The 20,136-nt window shown below is 39.0% G+C and carries 18 protein-coding genes, 1 pseudogene and 1 riboswitch; of the genes and pseudogenes, 3 read left to right on the forward strand and 16 right to left on the reverse strand.

The features are described 5' to 3' along the window. Nucleotides 1-294: 294 nt before the first annotated feature. From ACFVT8_RS19485 to ACFVT8_RS19530, 10 genes are all read right to left on the reverse strand, one after another. On the reverse strand, nucleotides 295-858 hold the full coding sequence (locus tag ACFVT8_RS19485; RefSeq protein ID WP_387083933.1) for a cob(I)yrinic acid a,c-diamide adenosyltransferase: 564 nt from the start codon (nucleotides 856-858) through the stop codon (nucleotides 295-297). An 18-nt stretch (nucleotides 859-876) separates the two neighbouring features. Further along, on the reverse strand, nucleotides 877-2,331 hold the full coding sequence (locus ACFVT8_RS19490) for an adenosylcobinamide amidohydrolase (RefSeq protein ID WP_387083935.1): 1,455 nt from the start codon (nucleotides 2,329-2,331) through the stop codon (nucleotides 877-879). Next, nucleotides 2,328-3,329, reverse strand: a complete 1,002-nt coding sequence (locus ACFVT8_RS19495; RefSeq protein ID WP_387083937.1) for a FecCD family ABC transporter permease — start codon at nucleotides 3,327-3,329, stop codon at nucleotides 2,328-2,330. Before ACFVT8_RS19495 ends, ACFVT8_RS19490 begins: the two co-directional genes overlap by 4 nt. Further along, a complete protein-coding gene (locus ACFVT8_RS19500; RefSeq protein ID WP_387083939.1) occupies nucleotides 3,326-4,291 on the reverse strand; it encodes an ABC transporter substrate-binding protein in 966 nt (321 codons plus the stop codon). Before ACFVT8_RS19500 ends, ACFVT8_RS19495 begins: the two co-directional genes overlap by 4 nt. Before the next feature lie 118 nt (nucleotides 4,292-4,409). After that, the gene (locus ACFVT8_RS19505) at nucleotides 4,410-4,604 is read right to left on the reverse strand and encodes a hypothetical protein (RefSeq protein WP_387083941.1); all 195 of its coding nucleotides are present in this window, start codon (nucleotides 4,602-4,604) and stop codon (nucleotides 4,410-4,412) included. An 18-nt stretch (nucleotides 4,605-4,622) separates the two neighbouring features. Continuing rightward, a riboswitch (cobalamin riboswitch) is annotated at nucleotides 4,623-4,805 on the reverse strand. A gap of 225 nt (nucleotides 4,806-5,030) precedes the next feature. Next, a complete protein-coding gene (locus tag ACFVT8_RS19510; protein WP_387083943.1) occupies nucleotides 5,031-6,698 on the reverse strand; it encodes an acyl-CoA dehydrogenase family protein in 1,668 nt (555 codons plus the stop codon). 1 nt (nucleotide 6,699) lies between these two features. Next, complete coding sequence (locus ACFVT8_RS19515) at nucleotides 6,700-8,202, reverse strand: class I adenylate-forming enzyme family protein (protein ID WP_387083945.1); 1,503 nt, start codon at nucleotides 8,200-8,202, stop codon at nucleotides 6,700-6,702. Then, nucleotides 8,195-8,584 carry a MerR family transcriptional regulator gene (locus ACFVT8_RS19520; protein ID WP_387083947.1) on the reverse strand — a complete coding sequence of 130 codons (390 nt, stop codon included), beginning with the start codon at nucleotides 8,582-8,584 and terminating at the stop codon, nucleotides 8,195-8,197. The genes ACFVT8_RS19515 and ACFVT8_RS19520 overlap by 8 nt, the downstream gene beginning before the upstream one ends. 415 nt (nucleotides 8,585-8,999) lie before the next feature. Further along, on the reverse strand, nucleotides 9,000-10,667 hold the full coding sequence (argS, locus tag ACFVT8_RS19525) for an arginine--tRNA ligase (protein WP_387084181.1): 1,668 nt from the start codon (nucleotides 10,665-10,667) through the stop codon (nucleotides 9,000-9,002). Further along, the gene (locus ACFVT8_RS19530) at nucleotides 10,667-11,098 is read right to left on the reverse strand and encodes a YwiB family protein (RefSeq protein WP_387083949.1); all 432 of its coding nucleotides are present in this window, start codon (nucleotides 11,096-11,098) and stop codon (nucleotides 10,667-10,669) included. Before ACFVT8_RS19530 ends, argS begins: the two co-directional genes overlap by 1 nt. Nucleotides 11,099-11,303: 205 nt before the next feature. On the opposite strand from ACFVT8_RS19530, the gene ACFVT8_RS19535 reads away from it, so the two are divergent. Continuing rightward, nucleotides 11,304-12,233, forward strand: a complete 930-nt coding sequence (locus ACFVT8_RS19535; RefSeq protein WP_387083951.1) for a threonine ammonia-lyase — start codon at nucleotides 11,304-11,306, stop codon at nucleotides 12,231-12,233. 71 nt (nucleotides 12,234-12,304) lie between these two features. Here ACFVT8_RS19535 and ACFVT8_RS19540 read toward each other — a convergent pair whose 3' ends face one another. From ACFVT8_RS19540 to ACFVT8_RS19555, 4 genes and pseudogenes are all read right to left on the reverse strand, one after another. Further along, nucleotides 12,305-13,066: a CPBP family intramembrane glutamic endopeptidase gene (locus ACFVT8_RS19540; RefSeq protein WP_387083953.1), complete on the reverse strand. Its 762-nt coding sequence runs from the start codon at nucleotides 13,064-13,066 to the stop codon at nucleotides 12,305-12,307. Beyond that, the gene (locus ACFVT8_RS19545; protein WP_387083955.1) at nucleotides 13,063-13,632 is read right to left on the reverse strand and encodes a TetR/AcrR family transcriptional regulator; all 570 of its coding nucleotides are present in this window, start codon (nucleotides 13,630-13,632) and stop codon (nucleotides 13,063-13,065) included. The genes ACFVT8_RS19540 and ACFVT8_RS19545 overlap by 4 nt, the downstream gene beginning before the upstream one ends. A 285-nt stretch (nucleotides 13,633-13,917) precedes the next feature. Continuing rightward, nucleotides 13,918-14,112 carry a hypothetical protein gene (locus tag ACFVT8_RS19550; RefSeq protein WP_387083957.1) on the reverse strand — a complete coding sequence of 65 codons (195 nt, stop codon included), beginning with the start codon at nucleotides 14,110-14,112 and terminating at the stop codon, nucleotides 13,918-13,920. Between the two features lie 98 nt (nucleotides 14,113-14,210). Then, nucleotides 14,211-14,595 (reverse strand): annotated as a pseudogene (locus ACFVT8_RS19555) (winged helix-turn-helix transcriptional regulator). A gap of 164 nt (nucleotides 14,596-14,759) precedes the next feature. Between ACFVT8_RS19555 and ACFVT8_RS19560 the strand changes: the two are divergent. Then, nucleotides 14,760-15,476, forward strand: a complete 717-nt coding sequence (locus ACFVT8_RS19560; RefSeq protein ID WP_387083959.1) for a 3-ketoacyl-ACP reductase — start codon at nucleotides 14,760-14,762, stop codon at nucleotides 15,474-15,476. A gap of 236 nt (nucleotides 15,477-15,712) precedes the next feature. On the opposite strand, the gene speB is transcribed toward ACFVT8_RS19560, so the two are convergent. Then, nucleotides 15,713-16,585 (reverse strand): agmatinase, encoded by an 873-nt coding sequence (gene speB, locus ACFVT8_RS19565; RefSeq protein WP_387083961.1) that lies wholly within the window; start codon nucleotides 16,583-16,585, stop codon nucleotides 15,713-15,715. A 440-nt stretch (nucleotides 16,586-17,025) separates the two neighbouring features. On the opposite strand from speB, the gene ACFVT8_RS19570 reads away from it, so the two are divergent. Further along, on the forward strand, nucleotides 17,026-19,080 hold the full coding sequence (locus ACFVT8_RS19570) for a transglycosylase domain-containing protein (RefSeq protein ID WP_387083963.1): 2,055 nt from the start codon (nucleotides 17,026-17,028) through the stop codon (nucleotides 19,078-19,080). Between the two features lie 349 nt (nucleotides 19,081-19,429). Here the strand turns inward: ACFVT8_RS19570 and ACFVT8_RS19575 are convergent, their stop codons facing one another. Next, complete coding sequence (locus ACFVT8_RS19575) at nucleotides 19,430-19,945, reverse strand: YwhD family protein (RefSeq protein ID WP_387083965.1); 516 nt, start codon at nucleotides 19,943-19,945, stop codon at nucleotides 19,430-19,432. Nucleotides 19,946-20,136 lie beyond the last annotated feature (191 nt).

Below are 20,136 nucleotides of genomic sequence, written 5' to 3' on the forward strand. Positions count from 1 at the left end.
TTCTGATAATTTTATATTCTTACATTTTACAAGAAAAAAAGCCACCCTGAATTTTTCAAAGTGGCTATTTTTTACATTCTTTATAATACTAATTCGCACCATAACGTGTGGTTGATTTCCGTTCCGACTGAGCGCTTTTCTGGGGGCGTCCGATGAGCCGCTTCACTCGCGCTGCTCGCTCCAGGGTCTCATCTGTGACGCTGATCCCCAAGGAGTCGCCCAGTCTCCACTCCAATCAACCTATATACATGGCATATATTTCAAGTAATATCATCCACAACTTTAGTAATCAAATTATTTTTTAAAGACATTGCCGCTTCGAATATATTCAACATCCGCGACATTCAATCTAAAATTAACAACACGTGCTGCTGCAAATAAATAATCAGATAGACGGTTTAAATATTTTTGTACAATTGTCGGTACGTCTTCGATTTCCTTCATAAGCGTTACCATTTGACGCTCCGCTCGACGTGCTACTGTGCGAGCAATGTGTAAAGTTGCAGCTGCTGGTGCACCACCTGGTAAAATAAAGCGCTGTAATGGTGGCGCTTCATCTGACAATGCATCAATACGAGATTCCAACACTTCAATTGGCTGCTCTGTCAGCTTATAATGACGCTCCTTCATGACGTTAGCGAGGTCACCGCCTGCATCGAAAAGCTCATGCTGAATCGTTTCTAAATCAATTAGAATATCCTTGAATAGCTCACGATCTAATTCACTGACAGCCTTACCAATAAAAGAATTTAATTCATCAATGGCCCCATATGTCTCTACGCGTAAGCTATCTTTATCAACGCGTCCCCCGATAAGACTTGTTTTCCCCGTATCGCCTGTTTTCGTGTAAAGCTTCATTTCTCTCATCTCCTAGAATTAATTTTTGTAATTTTTAATCGCCTGCACAGTTGTTTCAAAAACACCTTTACCAATAATCTTACCTACATCAGTAATGGGGCCACCGTACAGCATTTCTTCCCCTTTTTGTGTCGCTGCAATCAATAAACTATCTGTAGCCGTACTAGTCGCAATCGTACCACTAAGTTCATCACGAATATTTTCTGATTGTAATGCCTTTGTTTTCGCCTCGGTAGCCGTCATCATTGCTTGGAAAAACGCTTCTTCTGATAAACAGCCATTAATGATGACCCACGTATTTATAGTACCAATATGTGGTTCATCTTGTCTTTCATGTACACGAGACACATCAACCGCATTGCCAACTCCAGCCGTAACGGCAACTAGGACGCTGCCAAAGGAAGCTTTATATTCATTAATAGCTACAAGATTTGTTGGAACAGCCGTTAACATGACGACGGTGCTTGTAGATGAAAAATGCTCCTTTAGTAAAAATTCAGCGACCTCTCTTTTTACATCATTAATGACATAATCTATTGGTACAGAGCGATTTAATAGACAATCATACCAGCCGATACCCGGGTTATGGACAGCTGAGGATACTGTTTTTAAAGGATACTCTGATTGAAACTGAATGTAATGCTCTGTAATAGTGAAATTTTCTTTTGTAATGACAGCACGTTGCTGATGTTCAACTGAGGCTGGCATCATTGTAATTTGAGGCTTTGGAATTTCTGGATGTGCATAAGTTGCAACTCGAGCATGGTAGACGTCTTCGATTTGCGAAGCGATTAATACTTCATGTGGCGCCCCTAATGCTCGCATCCATCCTTCCTCCATTAGTAATAATTCATCACAATAGAGAGAAGCTAAATTCATATCATGCAGTACCATAATAACGGTTAAACCACGTTCAATTGCTTCCTTCCGCACCATGTCTAAAATTTGACGTTGGTGAGCGATATCTAGATGGTTCGTTGGTTCATCTAACAGTAATATTTCCGCTGTTTGTGCAAGAGCTTGAGCTACAAAAACTCTTTGCTGTTCACCGCCCGACAAAAATTCCATCGGTGTCTGTTCATAGCGTTTCACACCAGTCTGTATCATTGCATGTTGAACTGCTTGTTCATCACGATCAGTCCAACTAGAAAAGAAGCCTGTTTGATGTGGATAACGTCCAAGTGATACTGCCTCCCGAACACTGTTTGAAAAGGCATTAGCATGTAATTGCGGAAGCACCGCCATTTTTTTTGCTAATGCACGAGCATTGTAAGAACTAATATTTTTACCATCTACTAATATAGTGCCTGCAGTAGCTGGTAGTATGCCACTCATTACTTTTAACAGCGTGGATTTCCCGCTACCATTTGGCCCTAAAATCCCTAGTATTTTTCCTTTTTCAACGGAAAAACTAATATCATGAACGATTGGTACGTCTTCATAGCCGCCAGAAAGATGTTCAACAACAATCATGCGCGTACCCCCTTGCCTCTACGTTGCTTATAAAAAATATAGGAAAAAACGGGTGCCCCAATAAATGCAGTAATGACACCAATCGGTAGCTCTCTTGGCACAATAATTGTTCGTGCTATTAAATCACAAATAATCAGCAAAGTTGCCCCATTTAAAAATGATAACGGCAATAAATGACGATGATCAGAACCCCAAACCATTCTCGTCATATGAGGAACAACTAAACCGACAAAGCCAATCGTTCCAGAAACCGCTACCGCGGCTCCAGTCAACATTGATCCACCTACTAAAATAATATATTTACTACGCTTAACATTGACACCTAAATGCTTCGCGCGTTCTTCTCCATATAACAGAACATTTAACTCACGTCTTTGTGTCCAAAGCATAATTGAGCCAATTATTACAAACGGGATAATCATCTGAACGTATGGCCAACCACGCATCGATACTGAACCGAGCAGCCATCCGATAACTTGGCGTAGCTCCTCACCAGACAATGCAATCATTAATGAAATCACGGAACCTAAAAACGAACTAAATATAACCCCTGTTAAAATAAGAGTTTCCATTTTTAGCGAGCGGTCTACTATTCTAGCGAAGCCCATCACAGCTACCATTGTTAATATGGCACCAATCATACTAAAGGTTGGCAATGTAAAATGACCGACTACAGGTATTGATATACTAAAGAAAATCGTCATAACTGCACCAACTGATGCACCAGAGGAAACACCTAATGTATAAGGGTCAGCCAAAGGATTTTTTAATAAGCCTTGAAAAGCTGCCCCTGCAATAGCAAGTGATGCCCCTACAAGCCCCGCCAGTAGGACTCGAGGTAAACGAATCTTCCATAAAATATTGGCAGCTGTTTCATTAGCCGCCTTATTCCACAATACTTCTAATGGAATATGAACTGAGCCTATCGCTACTCCACACCAGATGCTAATGATTAAAAGCGTAATAGCTGTTACATAGGCTACAATTGTTTTACTCATTTAAACGCCTCTGGGTAGACGGCCTTTGCTAATTCCTCCAAACCATCTGCTAAACGAGGGCCTTGACGACTTGTCGTATTTTCATCCACTTGTACAATGGCTTTATTTTTCACGGCAGTAATTGTTTCAAAGCCTGGACGTTGTGGAATTTTCGTTAGAATATCAGGTACATAATTATATGCTACAACAATGACATCTGGATTTTTCGCGATAATTTGTTCAGCATCAATTTGATACCAGTCATTTACATCTGCTGCTACATTTTCAGCATGAATCATTTCTAACATTTCATTCATAAATGTACCTTTACCAGCTGTATAAATCTGTGGCTCATCAGACGATTCTACAAAGACTTTCTTTGGCTCAACACCTTTAAGTTTTGTTTCAACTTCTTCAACTTTCGCCTTCATATTTGCGACTATTTTTTTAGCCTCTTCTAGTTTTCCTGTTGCACGACCAAGCTGTTCAATCGTTGTGTAAGTTTCACTAAAGTTTTTTGAATCCGCTACAACAAATACTTTCACACCTGCAGCCTCAAGCTGTTCAATTGCTCCTTTTGAATAACTCATACCCGATGCATGCGCAAAAACGATATCTGGCGATAAAGCAATAATTTGTTCAATATTATAATCCATGCCGCCAACCTTGTCTTTTTTACTAGCCTCTGGTGGATAATCGTCATTATCTGTTACACCAACTATTTCATCATTTAAGCCAAGGCTAAATAAGATTTCTGTATTACTTGGTATGAGAGAAACAATTTTTTTAGGAGCTTCTTCTAACGTAATATCCTTGCCAGTAGCATCCTTTATCGTCATTGGGAATGTTGCTTGATCTACTTTTGCAGTCTCTTGTTGCTCAGAAGAAGAAGGCTTTTCGTTTGTTGCCTCTTTTGTATTACATGCAGCAAGCAAGCCAATAGCTAAAAATGCTGATAATCCTAGTTTCCAAATTTTCTTCATGTGAATCCCCCTTAGTCTATTAGTTCATATAGTTTTTAACGCTTTGTTTTTCTGATTTATCGATACATTGTAGTTTTTATCGCCTAACATTTTGGGGTTATCACCAACATTGCGAACTTCAACTCAACATTTTGGCTTTGTCACCCAACATTATGAATTTATCGCCTAACATCGTGAGTTTATCGCCCAACTTCATGGATTTATCGCCCACTTTTTCTAACTTATCGACATTCATCTTCCAAAACAAATACCCCTCATCATAAAACAATGAGGGGGTCAAATTTGCACAAAAAACATATACAAAATCCACCATCCTATCCTCGTAGGCTACAACGTGTTTTCTCTAAAGGCAGGTCTCCTGGCTCGTGCTCCATACGCTTTTTCAAGCCTTCCCGAAAATTTCAGTGGCGTAGATTGAAAAAACTCACACATACAGTGGCGGGACCGCATCGGAATTACACCGATTTCCCTTTTCACTTTACTTAAGTAAAGAACCTTTATAATATTCAGTTGATTTTATTATACATGAAAACGAAAGAAGTCGCCTCGATTCGAGACGACTTCTAAACAAATCAATTATTCCCGGCATACTCCGTGACTTCCGTCGGAGGCTTTTGCCAACAAGATGTTTTTGTGCGAAAGCGTAGTGACAGCAACACTCAGTCATTGCCACAGGACGTGGCGTTCTTAGATTTAGTTCTTCTATTTCATATGGTGTTTGGACACCCACTGAAACAAGTTACACTATATCTGAAAAATACTGTACCGTTTTCATCGGTGCTCCCATTTCACGCAACGCCCATGTGTGCTCTAAATAAATATCTGCTAGCTTCTCATATTTGCCGCCGAATCTTTGTGCCCATTCGACTGCTACCACACTTTCATATAAATGCGCCATTTTCTCTGCGACCTTTTTTGCTTCAAACGTTTTTGTTGCATCATCTAAACGGCCAAATGTTTGCAAAGTTGAATCTAGTTTTGCTAATTGATCCACGACAATTTCAACTAATGGACTGGCAGCTAGTTTTTCTAGACGTTCTTCCATAACACGAACAAACATTTCGTGCGCATGAAACTTATCAACTAAGCGAATAAGCTCTAAAGCTAAAATATTCGCAGTCCCTTCCCACACAGTAAGTACCTGTGCATCTCTTAATAATCGAGGTGTAACAAAATCTTCAATATAGCCGTTTCCGCCATGTAATTCAATGGCTTCACTAGCATAATGTACAGCTTGCTCTGCCGTTTCTTTTTTCATGATAGCAATATACAAACGGTTTAAAATAATGTCCTCTTTATTCCCTTGCCCACTAGTTACTTTATCGTACAGCTGAATAAGATCAAAAACCGTGGCTACTTCTACATGAAGCTTGGCAGCAAATTTCCCTAGTGTATCCTGAATCATAGGATATTGCGTTAAAGGTTTACCAAAGGCATGACGATTTGTTACATAATGCTTCGCCTCTAAATATCCGCGGCGCATAATTCCGATAGAAGCAACTGCATTGCAGATTCTTGATAAATTAAGCGCCTCGAGCATATAATAAATCCCTTTATTTGGGTCACCGACAACATATGCTAGCGCACCATCAAATTCCACCTCACCAGAAGGTACTGCTCTAACGCCAAGTTTATCCTTTAAACGACGAATGCGGAGATTATTAACTGTGCCATCCTCATTTCGCCATGGAACTGCAAATAATGTTAAGCCCTTTGAGCCTACCTGAGCCCCTTCCATGCGCGCCAATACCATGGTTACTCCACACATTCCTGCGTTAGATGCAAAATATTTTTCCCCATATAAACGATACTGATTGCCGTCCTGTCTCGCCTCCACAACATTCGCCCCAACATCAGAGCCACCTTGACGCTCCGTTAAAAATGTAGCCCCCTCATATAGCTCCGTATCTCCTGTTGCACAAACATGTGGTAAAAAGCGCTCTTTTACCTCATCACTCGCATAATGATCAAGTAAATAAGCCGTTGCCATTGTTAAAGTAACAGGACAGTAAAAGCCTGGCTCAGCATGTGATAGTATATAGCCTTGAGCAAAGCTATAGACATAGTTGCCCTTTCTACCTAATTGTGGAATATCCTTATGCACATAGCCAACAATGCCGGTATTGTACGTTTCTTCTATTGTTTTTTTATAGCCATCATTAACCCAAACCTCTGACACTTCTTCACCATAGGCATTATACCTTTGTAATCGAGGTTCACCCTCTCGATCAGTATGTTTGGCTCTCAAATCAATATCTCCAGCACAAAGCTCACCAAAATCTGTTAGCTCACGTTTTGCATAGTCAACAAACTCTTTATCTAGCATCATTTCTAAAACTTTATGAAGTGTATCATTTTCGTTAAAAAAGTTTGTTGTTTTCATTTCTTCCCGCTGTAAAACTTTCATGCTATCTCACCTCTTGTCCCCGCAAGGATTGTTTTAGTATTTTGCCCGATGCATTTCGTGGTAACGCTTCCACACATTCGAAGATGCGTGGAATTTTATATTTAGCAAGATGCTCCCCCAAATAAGCTTTAAGTTCGTCCTCGTCAATTCCCGATTTAGTGGCATAAACGGCCTTTACCGTTTCTCCCCACTCCGGATGTGGCACACCGATTACAGCCACTTCAAATATCCCCTTATAGCTCAACATACTATCTTCAATTTCTTTCGGATAAATATTCACACCACCTGAAAATATAACATCCTTTTTACGATCCACAATCCAAATATAGCCGTCCTCATCTAATCGAGCTAAGTCACCTGTTTTCAGCCAGCCATCTATAAATGCAGCCTTTGTTGCAATATCATCCTTGTAATAGCCCAGCATATTACCCTCACCGAATATCACAATTTCCCCCACTTCACCAACACTGACATCTTCTCCATTGTCGTTGATAATACGCAGCTCCGCCCCAAGTGGTGCACGCCTACCAACGCTCCCTGCCTTCGTTGCATGTTCTTCACCAAATAATATTGAACCGTTTGGACCAGCCTCTGTTAGACCATAAACACAAGTTAAGTTTTCTGTTCTGAAAGCTATTTGTAAATGGCGGACTTCGTTTTGTGATAGTGGCGCTCCGCCATAAGACCACCATTTCATCGGTGATAAATCAGCTGTTTGCAACCTTGGCATTTGAGCGGTTAACAAATACGCGACAGGTGCGCCGAAGAAATGCGTTGTCCGCTCCTGCTCGATTGAATCTATCAATAAATCAGGTGTAAATATTGGCGTTAGCACATTTGTTGAGCCTACAAGTACTCCTGCCATTAAAAATAAATGTAATGGGGCTGAATGCGTCAACGGCATCATAAGAAGAATCCGACTTTCTGGCTTTACTTCCATTTCTACTGCAATCATTTGCGCTACAGTTAAAATATTGCGATAGCTAAACAATACTCCCTTTGGTTTTCCCGTTGTACCCGACGTATATAAAATCGTTGAAACATCATCTTCATTCAACTGGCAATCAATTGTTTGAATGCTCGCATGTTGAATAAGTGTTTCATAGTTTAGCCAACCAACTTTCTCTTGACCTGTTTTGATTTTTAAAGGAACAACCGTAATGTTTTCAACAGCTTCAAAAATTGCCTCATGCACTAGAATAGCCTTAGCATCAGCATGCTGTGCTACATATTCGACCTCTTGCAGCGTAAATTTCACATTTACTGGAACGACAATAGCTCCAATACGCTGAATAGCAAAATAGCTAACAACAAACTCTACAACATTTGGCATAAAAATAATTACTTTATCGCCTAGCCGCACACCCTGCTCTACTAAAGCATGACTAAGACGTGTCACTTGCTCATCTAAATCACGATAAGTCACTCGTCTATCCTCACAAACAACAGCTTCACTCATAGGGTACTTTCGCGCATTACGTGCTAACAAATTCGAACTATTCATCGTCCATCTCTCCCTTTAAAATCGCTAATTTTTCTGTAAATATGCCTTGTAATTGCAGTAATTCACGCTTCATTTGTGCAAGCTCTGCTATTTTGCTATCAATCTCTTGAATTTTTTGCTCCCCATATTCGACCGTACGCTCCAACTGCTGAATGCCCGTGCGATCAAAATCAAACAGCAACACCATCTCCTTAATCTCCTCAAGTGAAAACCCGTAACGCTTCCCTCGGAAAATAAGCTTAAGCTTCGCTAATTCTTTTTTTGAAAAGGTTCGCTGATTAGTTGATGATCGATTAGGATTAAGCAGCCCAAGCTCCTCATAATAACGAATTGTCCGTGTTGAAACATTAAACTGCTTAGCCACTTCTTGAATCGTCTTCAACATCATCTCCCCTTTCCGTTTTCCATCAGTATACCATTGACGCTAACGTAAACTTCAACAAGATTTCTGAATTATTAAGAAAATCATCGATTTAAGGAGATGAATTCGGATATTTCGGGGTACTGTTCATCAATTTGGCTGGTCTATCCGTCACTTCGTCTGTTTTTTCCGTCACTCTGGCGGGGCTTTCCGTCGGTTTGACTGTTCTATCCATCAAGTCCTTTATATTATCCAGCTTATGTTGGAATTCGCCGCTAAAAGTGTGAGTTGCGCCGCTAACCACAGGAGGAACGCCGCCAAAACCCGAATTTCCGCCGCTAACCAAGCAAGGAACGCCGCTAACCACAAGATCAAGTCCATCTCAACACAAAAAACCCCCGGCACGTTGTTGTGCCGGGGGCTAGAAGGACTATTATTACATTTTTTCAGGTGCAGATACGCCGATTAAGCGCAATGCGTTGGCAATTGTTGTACGCACAGCAGTAATAAGCGCTAAGCGAGCCTCTGTTAGCTCTTTATTTGAAGCGTCTAACACTTTTTCAGCGTTATAGAAGCTGTGGAACGCAGCCGCTGTTTCTTGAATATAGTTGGCTATACGGTGTGGTGTACGGTGCTTCGCAGCATCTGCTACCACTTTCGGGAAGTCACCCACTTTTTTCAGTAAATCAATTTCTTTTTCTGCAGTTAACAGAGTTAAATGATCTGTTGTTGCAGCAAAGCCTTGCTCATTTGCTGAGCGTAAAATTGAAGAAATACGTGCATGCGCATATTGTGCATAATACACTGGGTTTTCATTTGATTGAGATACGGCAAGGTCAAGGTCAAAGTCCATATGAGAATCGCCCGCAGTTTTCACGAAGAAGTAACGAACTGCATCTAATCCAACCTCTTCTACAAGCTCACGCATTGTAACAGCGTTCCCTGTACGTTTAGACATTTTGAATTTCTCACCATTTTTATAAAGCTGAACCATTTGGATGATTTCTACTTCAAGCGTATCACGGTCGTAGCCAAGCGCTTGAATAGCCGCCTTCATACGTGGGATATAACCGTGGTGGTCAGCACCCCAAATATTAATTAATTTATCGAAGCCACGTACAATTTTATCCTCATGGTATGCGATATCTGGAGTTAGATATGTGAAAGAGCCATCATTTTTAATTAACACGCGATCTTTATCGTCACCAAATGTTGTTGAACGGAACCAAGTAGCACCCTCTTCTTCAAATACATGACCATTAGCTTTCAGTTTATCTAACGCTACTTCGATTTTACCGTTTTCGTATAGTGAAGTTTCCGAATACCACACATTAAAGTTTACACGGAAGTTTGCAAGGTCTGTTTTTAACTTGTCTAATTCTAACGCTAAACCATGTTGACGGAAGAATGCAAAACGTTCTTCATCAGATTTTGCTAAAATTGCATCGCCATGCTCGCCTGCTAGTTTACCAGCGATTTCAATAATATCTTGACCGTGGTAGCCGTCCTCTGGCATTTCAGCATCCATTCCTAAAGCTTGTTTATAACGCGCTTCAAGAGAATAAGCTAAGTTATTAATTTGGTTACCCGCATCGTTAATGTAGTACTCACGAGATACATCGTAACCTGCCATATCTAATACGTTACATAATGAATCTCCTACAGAAGCTCCACGTGCGTGACCTAAATGAAGATCACCTGTTGGATTTGCAGATACGAATTCCACTTGAACTTTTTCAGCCGCACCAGCATTAGAACGACCATAGTCAACACCTTGCTCAAGCACTGCTTTTACTACACCTGTTAGGAAATCTTTACGCACAGTAATATTCATGAAGCCCGGGCCAGCAATATCGATTTTCTCAATATCTGTACCTGCTGTTTCAAGATTTTCTAAAATGGCTTCTGCAATCGCACGAGGTGGTTTTTTTGCTAATTTCGTTAATTGCATAGCAATATTTGTTGCATAGTCTCCATTTGCTTTATCCTTCGGTGTTTCAAGGTGAATATTTAATTCTGTGCCAGCCTCGACTAAGCCAGCTTTTTCAACAGCCTGCGCAATTGCTGCTTTAATGGCTTGTTGTACTTGTTCTACTGCGTTCATCATTGTACCTCCGTAAATGTAATATCTAATTTATAATTGCCAACGGATTGCCCACCCATTAGTAAATCGTACTGTACATGGAAATCTCCGCTTACTGCCTGTTGTGTATACGTCATTTTTTTCGTGTGGATGACGAGTGGCATTGAACCGAATTCACTTTCATAATGACCTATTTGCTGCTCAATTATGTTAAGTGGTAGTCGCATTTTCACTGCTCCTGTACGCATAATTAATGCCTGTTCATTGCCTAGCTTCATAGTTGTGCGGATGGTTTTATCCTCCTGCACCTCTTCATATTTCAAATACATGCTTCCTGCTTTTTCAAGTAGCTGCCCTGTCAGCCACATTTCATAACTTTCAGAATCACCATCAATCGGGCGAATCGTAGAAATGAGCTTAATGTTCACCTGCGATCTTGCTTCGTTCGCCATTATGGACGCTCCCTTTTATTGTTTTTACTATAACCTTTTTATTATAGGATGAATCCTCATATTTTTTCAAGGTAGAAGTGAGTATTCTATCCGATGTGGCAGTAATTCGCTCATTATTTAATGATTGACATAAATAGTCTATAAAATTACAGTTATATCAATAAGTTTGAATATTCGATCATTTTATCGAAATGAGGGCTGCTATATGTTAACACTTGAACAAATTCATGCTGCTAAACAAAGAATTTCATCTTATATATTTGAAACACCAATTATTCGTTTAAATGGGCTCGATCAACTTTTAGGATGTCACGTCTATATAAAAGCCGAGAATATTCAAAAAACAAACTCCTTTAAGCTTCGAGGGGCTCTCAATAAAATGCTTTCCATGTCGTTAGAACAATTACAAAAAGGCGTAGTCGCTTCATCCTCAGGTAATCATGGCAAAGGTGTTGCCTATGCTGCCAAGTTATTAAATAGTAAAGCGACAATTGTTCTTCCAGATTCAGCTCCTACCATTAAGGTTGATGGAATTCGTGCCTTAGGTGCAGAGGTTGTACAATGTAAGCTGGCAGAAAGACATGTACTAACAGAAAAGCTCAGTCGTGATCATGGCTATTGCAACATACACCCTTATGATGATTACGATATTATGGCCGGACAAGGAACAGTAGGTTTGGAAATATTAGCACAGCTCCCTGATGTCGATATTATTGTTGTTCCTATTGGCGGTGGTGGATTAATTAGTGGCGTTGCAACTGCTGTAAAATCTATGGCCCCTCATATCAAAATAATTGGTGTGGAGCCTGCTGTCATTTCGCGTTATAGCAAAAGCTTAAAAGCTGGCGAAAGATTGCTTTTAGCGGAACAAAAATCTTTGGCTGATGCTCTACTAACTTTACAGCCTGGAGAAAGGAATTTTCCAATTGTTCAACAGCTTGTCGATGAGGTTGTAAGTGTAGATGAAGTATTGATTCAACAGGGGATGAAAACCTTACTCTCGGAGGGTAAAATTATAGCAGAACCTTCCTCTTCTATCGGGCTTGGAGCTGCCCTGCAAGGAGCTTTGCCTATTCGTAAAAACGAAAAAGTGTGCTTCCTTATTTCAGGAGGCAATGTTGCATTACAACAATAAGCTCATTAAGGTACTAGCAAAAAAGCATCCACTCAAATTTAACGAGTAGATGCTTTCTTTGCTTGTCGAGTTTAAACGTAACTCTCAGGATTTTTTAAATTCATAACAGCCTTTTTAGGAAATAAAGCTCTCCAGAAATAAATTGCGAGACCAATTAACACTAGAACATGAAAGATATAAAGAGAAGTAGCAAGAACCGTAGGCTCACTTTGATCAGTCAAGAAAGCAATAAAATCATGCGAAGCGTGCCAGACAATCGGGAAAATAATACTTTTTGTCTTTGCAACAATTTCTGCACAAACTAACCCAAAGAGGAATGCAAAAGCTACTTGTAGTAATGTCAATAAGAAATCTTGACCGGCAAATAAATTTTCAAGATGTCCAATCCCAAACAAAATAGAGGAACCTATAATAGCCGTTTTAAGCCCTTTTGCTGATAAATATTTGAAAATTAGGCCCCGGAAAATAAACTCTTCATAAAAACCAACGGCAATAACAAATAGAAGCAAAATAAATACATATTGCGCAGAAAAACCATCTCGATCTGTAATACCACTAAAGAATGCAATCAACTCAGAAATAACGATAACAGCCATCCATGCCTCTACTTTAAACTTTCTAAATCCGAAATCTTGGAAAGAGAATTTACTTTTTTTCATGATCCAAAGAGTAACTAGTGCACCAACTGCAAAGGCAATAAATCGAATTAAATCTATAGAACTTAAGCTACTTATATTATTGACAGTTATAATTGCACCAGCTATGAAAGGAAAAACAAGTGCAAGTAAAGTAAATAATATCGATAAAAGAATAGGCGAATTTTTTATTCTCATTTATTTTCTCCATTCAATAATTTTAGTTTAACGCCTTCAAAAACGTCTTTTAAAATACCCTCAATTTCCGAGCTATCTAAATCGCAAGTATTCGTCGCACACATTGTCGCAATACCATGTGTTGTTAACCATATCTCTATAAATAGAGATTTTGCAGAGGCTTGTGTTAAACCTGTTAATTTAGAAATTAGAGTTATAATTCCTTGGTTTTCTACATCATTTACTAATTCCGAAAAGCTCGAGATCTTATATTTATTGGATAGGAATAACAGCTCAAATAACTTTTTTTCTTCGCGAGCAAAGTTAATATAAGCTAATCCCATTCCTAAAAAAGAACTTTCTTGCAAGCCCTGAAACATTCTTTCGTTGTAAAGATTTTCAGCCCTTTCATATATTGCATACTTCAAATCGTCCATACTCGAGAATAATCGAAATATAGGCTTTGTCGAACAGCCTAACTCTTTTGCTAGATCTCTTGCATTCACACTATCAATGCCGCTCTTCCTAACCATTTCAAAAGCACAATCCAATAAAATTTCCTCTGTAAACCGTTCTTTTGGTGCCAAAAAATTTTGCCTCCTTTAAATAGGTAACGTTTGTTACCTATAATGTAACAATGTTTTCCTATTAATGTCAATACGGTATTCAAAAAAATTCCAAAGAAATAAAAAAAGCTCACTTTGTAAATGAGCCTTTTTTTCCCCCGATAGCAATTGTGATAAACAAAGTTATCCTTAGAATGATTATGTTAGTTAAACTTTAAAAGCAAGCGGGGCTAAAAGTGGAGCTCATTACGGCTTCCCCACTTTTAGCCCCACATTATAAAATAAATTATATTACTTAAATTTCCCTCATTCCAAATTTAACAAATTCGAAATAATTTCTGCACTTCCTGGTGAAAACATAAATATTGAGAATGAAATACATAATACTCCTACAAATACAATGCCAATCTTCTTTATTAACAAAGATTGCTTTTTCGTAAATAGTCCTTTAAATATCAAAAACAGTCCTACAAATAAGATTAAGAAATACCAAACTCCCATTAGTTCACCCCTTTCACAAAAGGACGTTACAGATTATGGAAAGTTCGACTGTATTAAGGGCATTAAAGTTAAAAATAGTAATGACAATTTAAATCATCCTAAATAACCTCGTTATTGCTTTCTTGCTTAATTTGATCAATTCTTTTTTTGCCCCAATCATACATCATCTCAACAATTGGTAATAACGTCATCCCTAGTTCTGTCATGGAATACTCGACTTTTGGAGGAACTTCTGGAAACACTTCTCGATGAACAATTCCATCTTCCATCAGTTCACGTAATTGATTTGTTAATATCTTATGTGATATTTTTTGGAAAAAGTCTTTGAAGCTCACTGAAACGATGCGTCCCTTCTACACCTAAATGCCACAAAATAACTACTTTCCATTTCCCACTAATGATTGATAAGGTAAGTTCTTTTTCGCAATGATAATCGTTATTTAATATTCTCTCTTTTATCTCTTCTCTTAATTTATCTGGCATAGAGCTAGCTCCCTTTTCATATAAGTAACTTTTAGTAACCTCCGCACCAAAAAGTGCACTCTTCACAATGTAAAAAACCGTAGTAAAATGAGGATAGTCTTAAAGATAAATCTTAATCTATTTTTTCGTCTAAATAAAACATCTTATCTAAAGGAGCGAAAAACATGCAAACAATCGCAGGAAAAGTGGCGTTAATCACAGGAGCAGGGCGTGGAATTGGCCGCGCAACAGCAGTAGCTTTTGCACAAGAAGGTATTCACGTAGGCCTTGTTGGACGTACTCTTGAAAATTTACAACAAGTAGCAGAGGAACTTAAGCAGTATGATGTGAAGGTAGCAATCGCTGTGGCAAATGTGGCAGATTTAGACTCTATTAGCACAGCCGTTGAATCTATTCGTGGCAAGCTTGGCGCCATCGATATTTTAGTAAACAATGCTGGCATTTCAAAATTCGGTAACTTCATGGACTTAACGCCTGAGGAATGGACAAATATTATCGATGTTAACGTAAAAGGTGTGTACTACACAACACGCGCTGTATTACCAGAGATGATAGAGCGCAATACAGGCGATATCATTAATATCTCATCGACAGCTGGTCAAAAAGGTGCACCGATTACAAGTGCATACTCGGCTTCAAAAGCTGCAGTTATCGGATTAAGTGAATCATTAATGCTTGAAGTCCGTAAGAAAAATATTCGCGTTACAACTTTAACGCCAAGTACAGTTGCCACAGATATGGCGGTTGAGCTAAACTTAACAGACGGTAATCCGGAGAAAGTGATGCAAGCAGAAGATTTAGCAGATTTAATGGTTGCACAGTTAAAACTTCATCCACGTGTTGTATTAAAACATGCTGGACTTTGGTCTACGAACCCTTAATAGAATTATTTCGAAATATCAAGGCGCTATCCGATGTATTTAGGATGGCGTCTTCTTTTTTTAAATGATAAGGAAAATGGGGCTAGCTTATCGCTAACCCCATTCCAATCGCTTCATTTCGAAGACTCTACTTATTTGATCCAACCCAAAATCATTTCTCTTAATAGTTTTGAAGCTGTATTTGCGACTGCCGTTTCACTTTCGTCGCAGAGTACAATATCTAGTGTTTTCTTGCTTTATTTTACCCAACCTAAAATCATTTCTCTTAGCAATTTACTCGCGGTATTCGCTGTCATTTCTGATGAGTCGTAGATTGGTGCTACTTCAACTAGGTCAAAGCCCACTACATTGACGTTACTTGCTGCAATCGCATGAATTGACGCTAGTAATTCTTTTGATGTAATGCCTCCGCAATCTACTGTTCCTGTACCTGGTGCATGCGCTGGGTCAAGTACATCTATATCAATCGTAACGTAAACATTACGTCCCGCTAAAGACGGTAATACTTCTTTTAATGGTTCTAGCACTTCAAATTTTGAAATGTGCATGCCATTTTCCTTCGCCCATTCGAATTCTTCCTTCATACCCGAACGAATACCAAATGAATAGACATTTTTCGGTCCGATATGTTCTGCAATTTTGCGAATAGGTGTTGAGTGAGAAAGTGGCTCCCCTTCATACTCTACACGTAAGTCTGTATGTGCATCGAAGTGGATAATTGCTAGGTCATCATATTTTGCTGAAACAGCTTTCATAACAGGCCACGATACTAAATGCTCGCCACCCATACCTACAGGAATCTTGTCATCTGCTAAAAGCTTCACGATAAACTTTTCAATTTCATCTAGCGAGCGCTGAGCGTTGCCGAATGGTAAAGGTATATCACCCGCATCAAAATATTTAACTTCTTCTAGCTCACGGTCTAAATATGGACTATATTCTTCTAGTCCAATAGATACTTCACGTATACGCTGCGGACCAAAACGTGAGCCCGGACGATAACTAACTGTCCAGTCCATTGGCATACCATAAATGACCGCCTGAGCATCCTCATATGTAGGATGACTTTTTATAAAAACATTCCCTGAGTAAGCTTCATCAAATCTCATTACTCGACCTCCACTTGATTAGAAATTACTAAATTTATTTTCACCACTATAGTTGATTTCAGTTCCGACTGGGCGCTTTTCTGGTAGCGTCCAACTTCATCACTCCAATCAACTTATGCACATGACATATGTTATGTTCTAGCAAAATGTCATTCAAATCCTTCAATGATAAATCTTTTACCATTACTCTATTATGGACTTACAGGTTTGTAATGAAACCTCTATCCTTGTATCCTCGTATACATTATTGGAACGTCTAGCAAAATTCGATTAAAATCTACAAGGTGGCATTCTTTTGTCGAACGCTAGCATTTCAAACAGTACAAAAAAAGTATAGATGTTTTTGAATAAAGTGCAATAGTTTTTACCAATAATTTCGATTAAATATGAATGTTCAGACACATACTATACGCAAGTGTGAGAAAACGAGGTGAAGTCAGATGCAGAGAAAAAGCTATCAACGTAAACAAAAGCGTGTAAAGCGTACGCGTAAAGCACTTACCATTTTTATCGCCTTTACATCTGCAATTGTAGTAGCATTTATAGCTTTACGCGTCTATGTTCAAGTGGCTGGTGCCCCACCTTTAACCGTACCTAAAGCCTCTATTTTCTTAGATGAAAATGAGAACCAAATTGGGGATCACTTTACGAATGAACGACGTTATTGGGTTGGGCGTGATGAGATGTCCCCCTATTTAGCAAAAGCAGTAGTCGCTGTTGAGGATAAAGATTTTTATAAGCATAGCGGTTTGGATTTTTCTCGTATCGCTGGTGCATTATTAGTGGACCTTAAGGCTGGTGGTAAGGTTCAAGGAGCAAGTACAATTACGCAACAATATGCTCGAAATCTATATCTTTCACATGAAAAATCGTGGACACGAAAATTAAATGAAGCACTGTATGCTTATAGATTAGAAGTTTTTTATAATAAGGATGAAATATTGGAAGGCTACTTAAATACTGTTTACTACGGACATGGGATGTACGGCGTAGAAGCAGCTAGTCGATTTTATTTCGGAAAATCAGCAAAAGATTTAACATTAGCAGAAGCTGCAATGTTAACAGGAATTCCAAAAGGGCCAAGTATTTACTCTCCTATTGTCAATCTAGATAAAGCAACTAATCGCCAACACGTTATTTTAAAACTGATGGCCGATCAAGGTGCTATTACGCAAGATGAAAAAACACGTGCAGAAAGTGAAAAACTTGTCTTAAAGAATGATAGCTGGGTAGCAGCAAAATCTGTAGCACCATTTTTCCTTGACGTAGCATGGCAAGAGGCTAGTGAAATTTTGAAATCGAAAAATCTCGACATTAGTGAAGGTGGCTGGACTATCCAAACAACTTTAAATCTAGAACACCAAAAAGCAGCAGAAGAATCTGTAGCCAAACATATGCCTAATGATGATCTTCAAACTGCTTTTGTTAGTATGAAATCCAAAACAGGGGCCGTCACAGCATTAGTTGGTGGTCGTGACTATGCTACAAGTTCATTTAACCGAGTTACACAGGCAAAACGTCAACCAGGTTCAACCATTAAACCTATTTTATATGCGGCAGCTTTAGAGAATGGTTATACACCTTTAACATATTTAAATGTAGGTGAGACGACTTTCACTTATGATCATGGACGTGCCACATATGCACCAAAAAATGTTAATGGTAAATTCGCAAACCATGACATGTCAATGGCTCAAGCTATCGCTATTTCAGATAATATTTACGCTGTGAAAACTTTAGAGGAAATTGGATTTAAAGCATTTCATAATATGGCCAATCGCTTCAACGTGAATATCGGTACTAAGGACAATTTATCCATCGCGCTTGGAACGACTGAAACAACATTATATGAAATGACGAATGCTTATAATATTTTAGCATCGCAGGGTAAAAAAACAACGCCTACTACTATTGTTTCTATTAAAAATGCTAATGGCGATATCATCTATGAAAATAAAGAAGTTGATAAAGAAGATGAGACTGTTCTCTCAAAAGAACATACGTATATCTTAACAGAAATGATGACGGGAATTTTCGATCCAGTCTTTAGTGATTATTCTCCAGCTACAGGGATTGGCATTCGCTCTCGTATGACGCATACGTATGCAGCCAAATCTGGCTCTACAAATAGCGATCAGTGGTTAATCGGATTTACACCTAGCTTAACTGCAGGCGTGTGGAACGGCTATGACCAAGGGAAAAATCTAACGGAAAGAGAAGATACTGCATCTACAAAGCAAATTTGGATCGACTTTATGGAGGCTGTTAATAAAGGTACAAAGAATGAAGATTTTGCAAAGCCTAAAGACGTTAAAGGTGTGGTCATCGATATTGAAACAGGTAAGTTAGCAACAGATGCCTGTCCTAAACAACGTCTCGTCTATATGGATGAGAAAGATGTACCAACTGAAAAATGTTCAAACTTCGATATTCTCGATAAAGATACATGGGGTAATTTCTGGAACATGCTTCCGTTCTCTATTTTCAAAAATTAACGAATCATGTGGAACCTTTATTAGCTACAAACGTTCCAATAAACGAAAGCTCTCGACAAAGTAACAGACATATACGAAAAAGAAAAGCTTTCTCTTCCCCGGAACTTGTCCGTGGGAACAGAAAGCTTTTCTTATTTATGGTTCGCGAAGTAGATGAGCATCATGGGGCATTTGGCTTGGGTTTGGGTTGTTCAAATGCCGCATAGCGCTCATCACATTCGCAGAACCAAGTGTCCTAGCTTGCTAAAATGTAAGCCTGCATCAAGTTTACTTTGTTTCAAACCCACTTTCAACCTTATATCGAAAGCGATTGCAAAATGTCACAGATTGTTCAATCATTGTAGGTCTATTAAACAAATAAATCTTGACGTAATTGCTCCTCACTACGGGCCCACAATTCCGGATTAAGCTCTTCTAGGAAAGAAGCTAACACCTTTTTAGATCGCGCATCCATATGTTCTACAATAATATGACGCTTCATAGATTTATCCATTCTATTCACATGATCAGCTAAAATTTTATAGCCTCGACGTTTTTCTCGATTGACTACCATTTCACACGCAGTTACACCAGCATAGTAAGGTCCATCCGCTTTATGGTCTATTGTCACCCACACTAGCCAATACGGTTTCCCACCTTCTGAATCAGCACGATTTGTCGTAAATTTAATACCTCGTTCCACATCACTGCGAGCATGCATAGCACCGATTTCAACTGATGCCGTACCCTCTTCTATATCGATAATGACTGGCGATACGTTTTCTAGCGAAAGCGAACCGATACCAAATCCCTTATGTCCGTCTGTTGGATCATTTTTAATAATAGTAAAGCCCATTTTTTGTTTTGGTTTTTCTTCATTTGCCATACTCTAACTACCTCCATTCTGCTATTATAAAAGTAAAGCATAGTTAAGCACATTGCACCGTAACAACACCGGCATTGCGCAAAAAGAAGTATATACTTTCTTATCAATTTCGCCTTGGCGTAATTGAGTCCGGATTTTGAATTGTGCCCAGGCCTGCACGATGCAGGTCAGTTAGCCGTTTTCCCAGGATG

It is taken from the genome of Lysinibacillus sp. NPDC058147 (assembly GCF_042884205.1).
Taxonomy (GTDB): domain Bacteria; phylum Bacillota; class Bacilli; order Bacillales_A; family Planococcaceae; genus Lysinibacillus.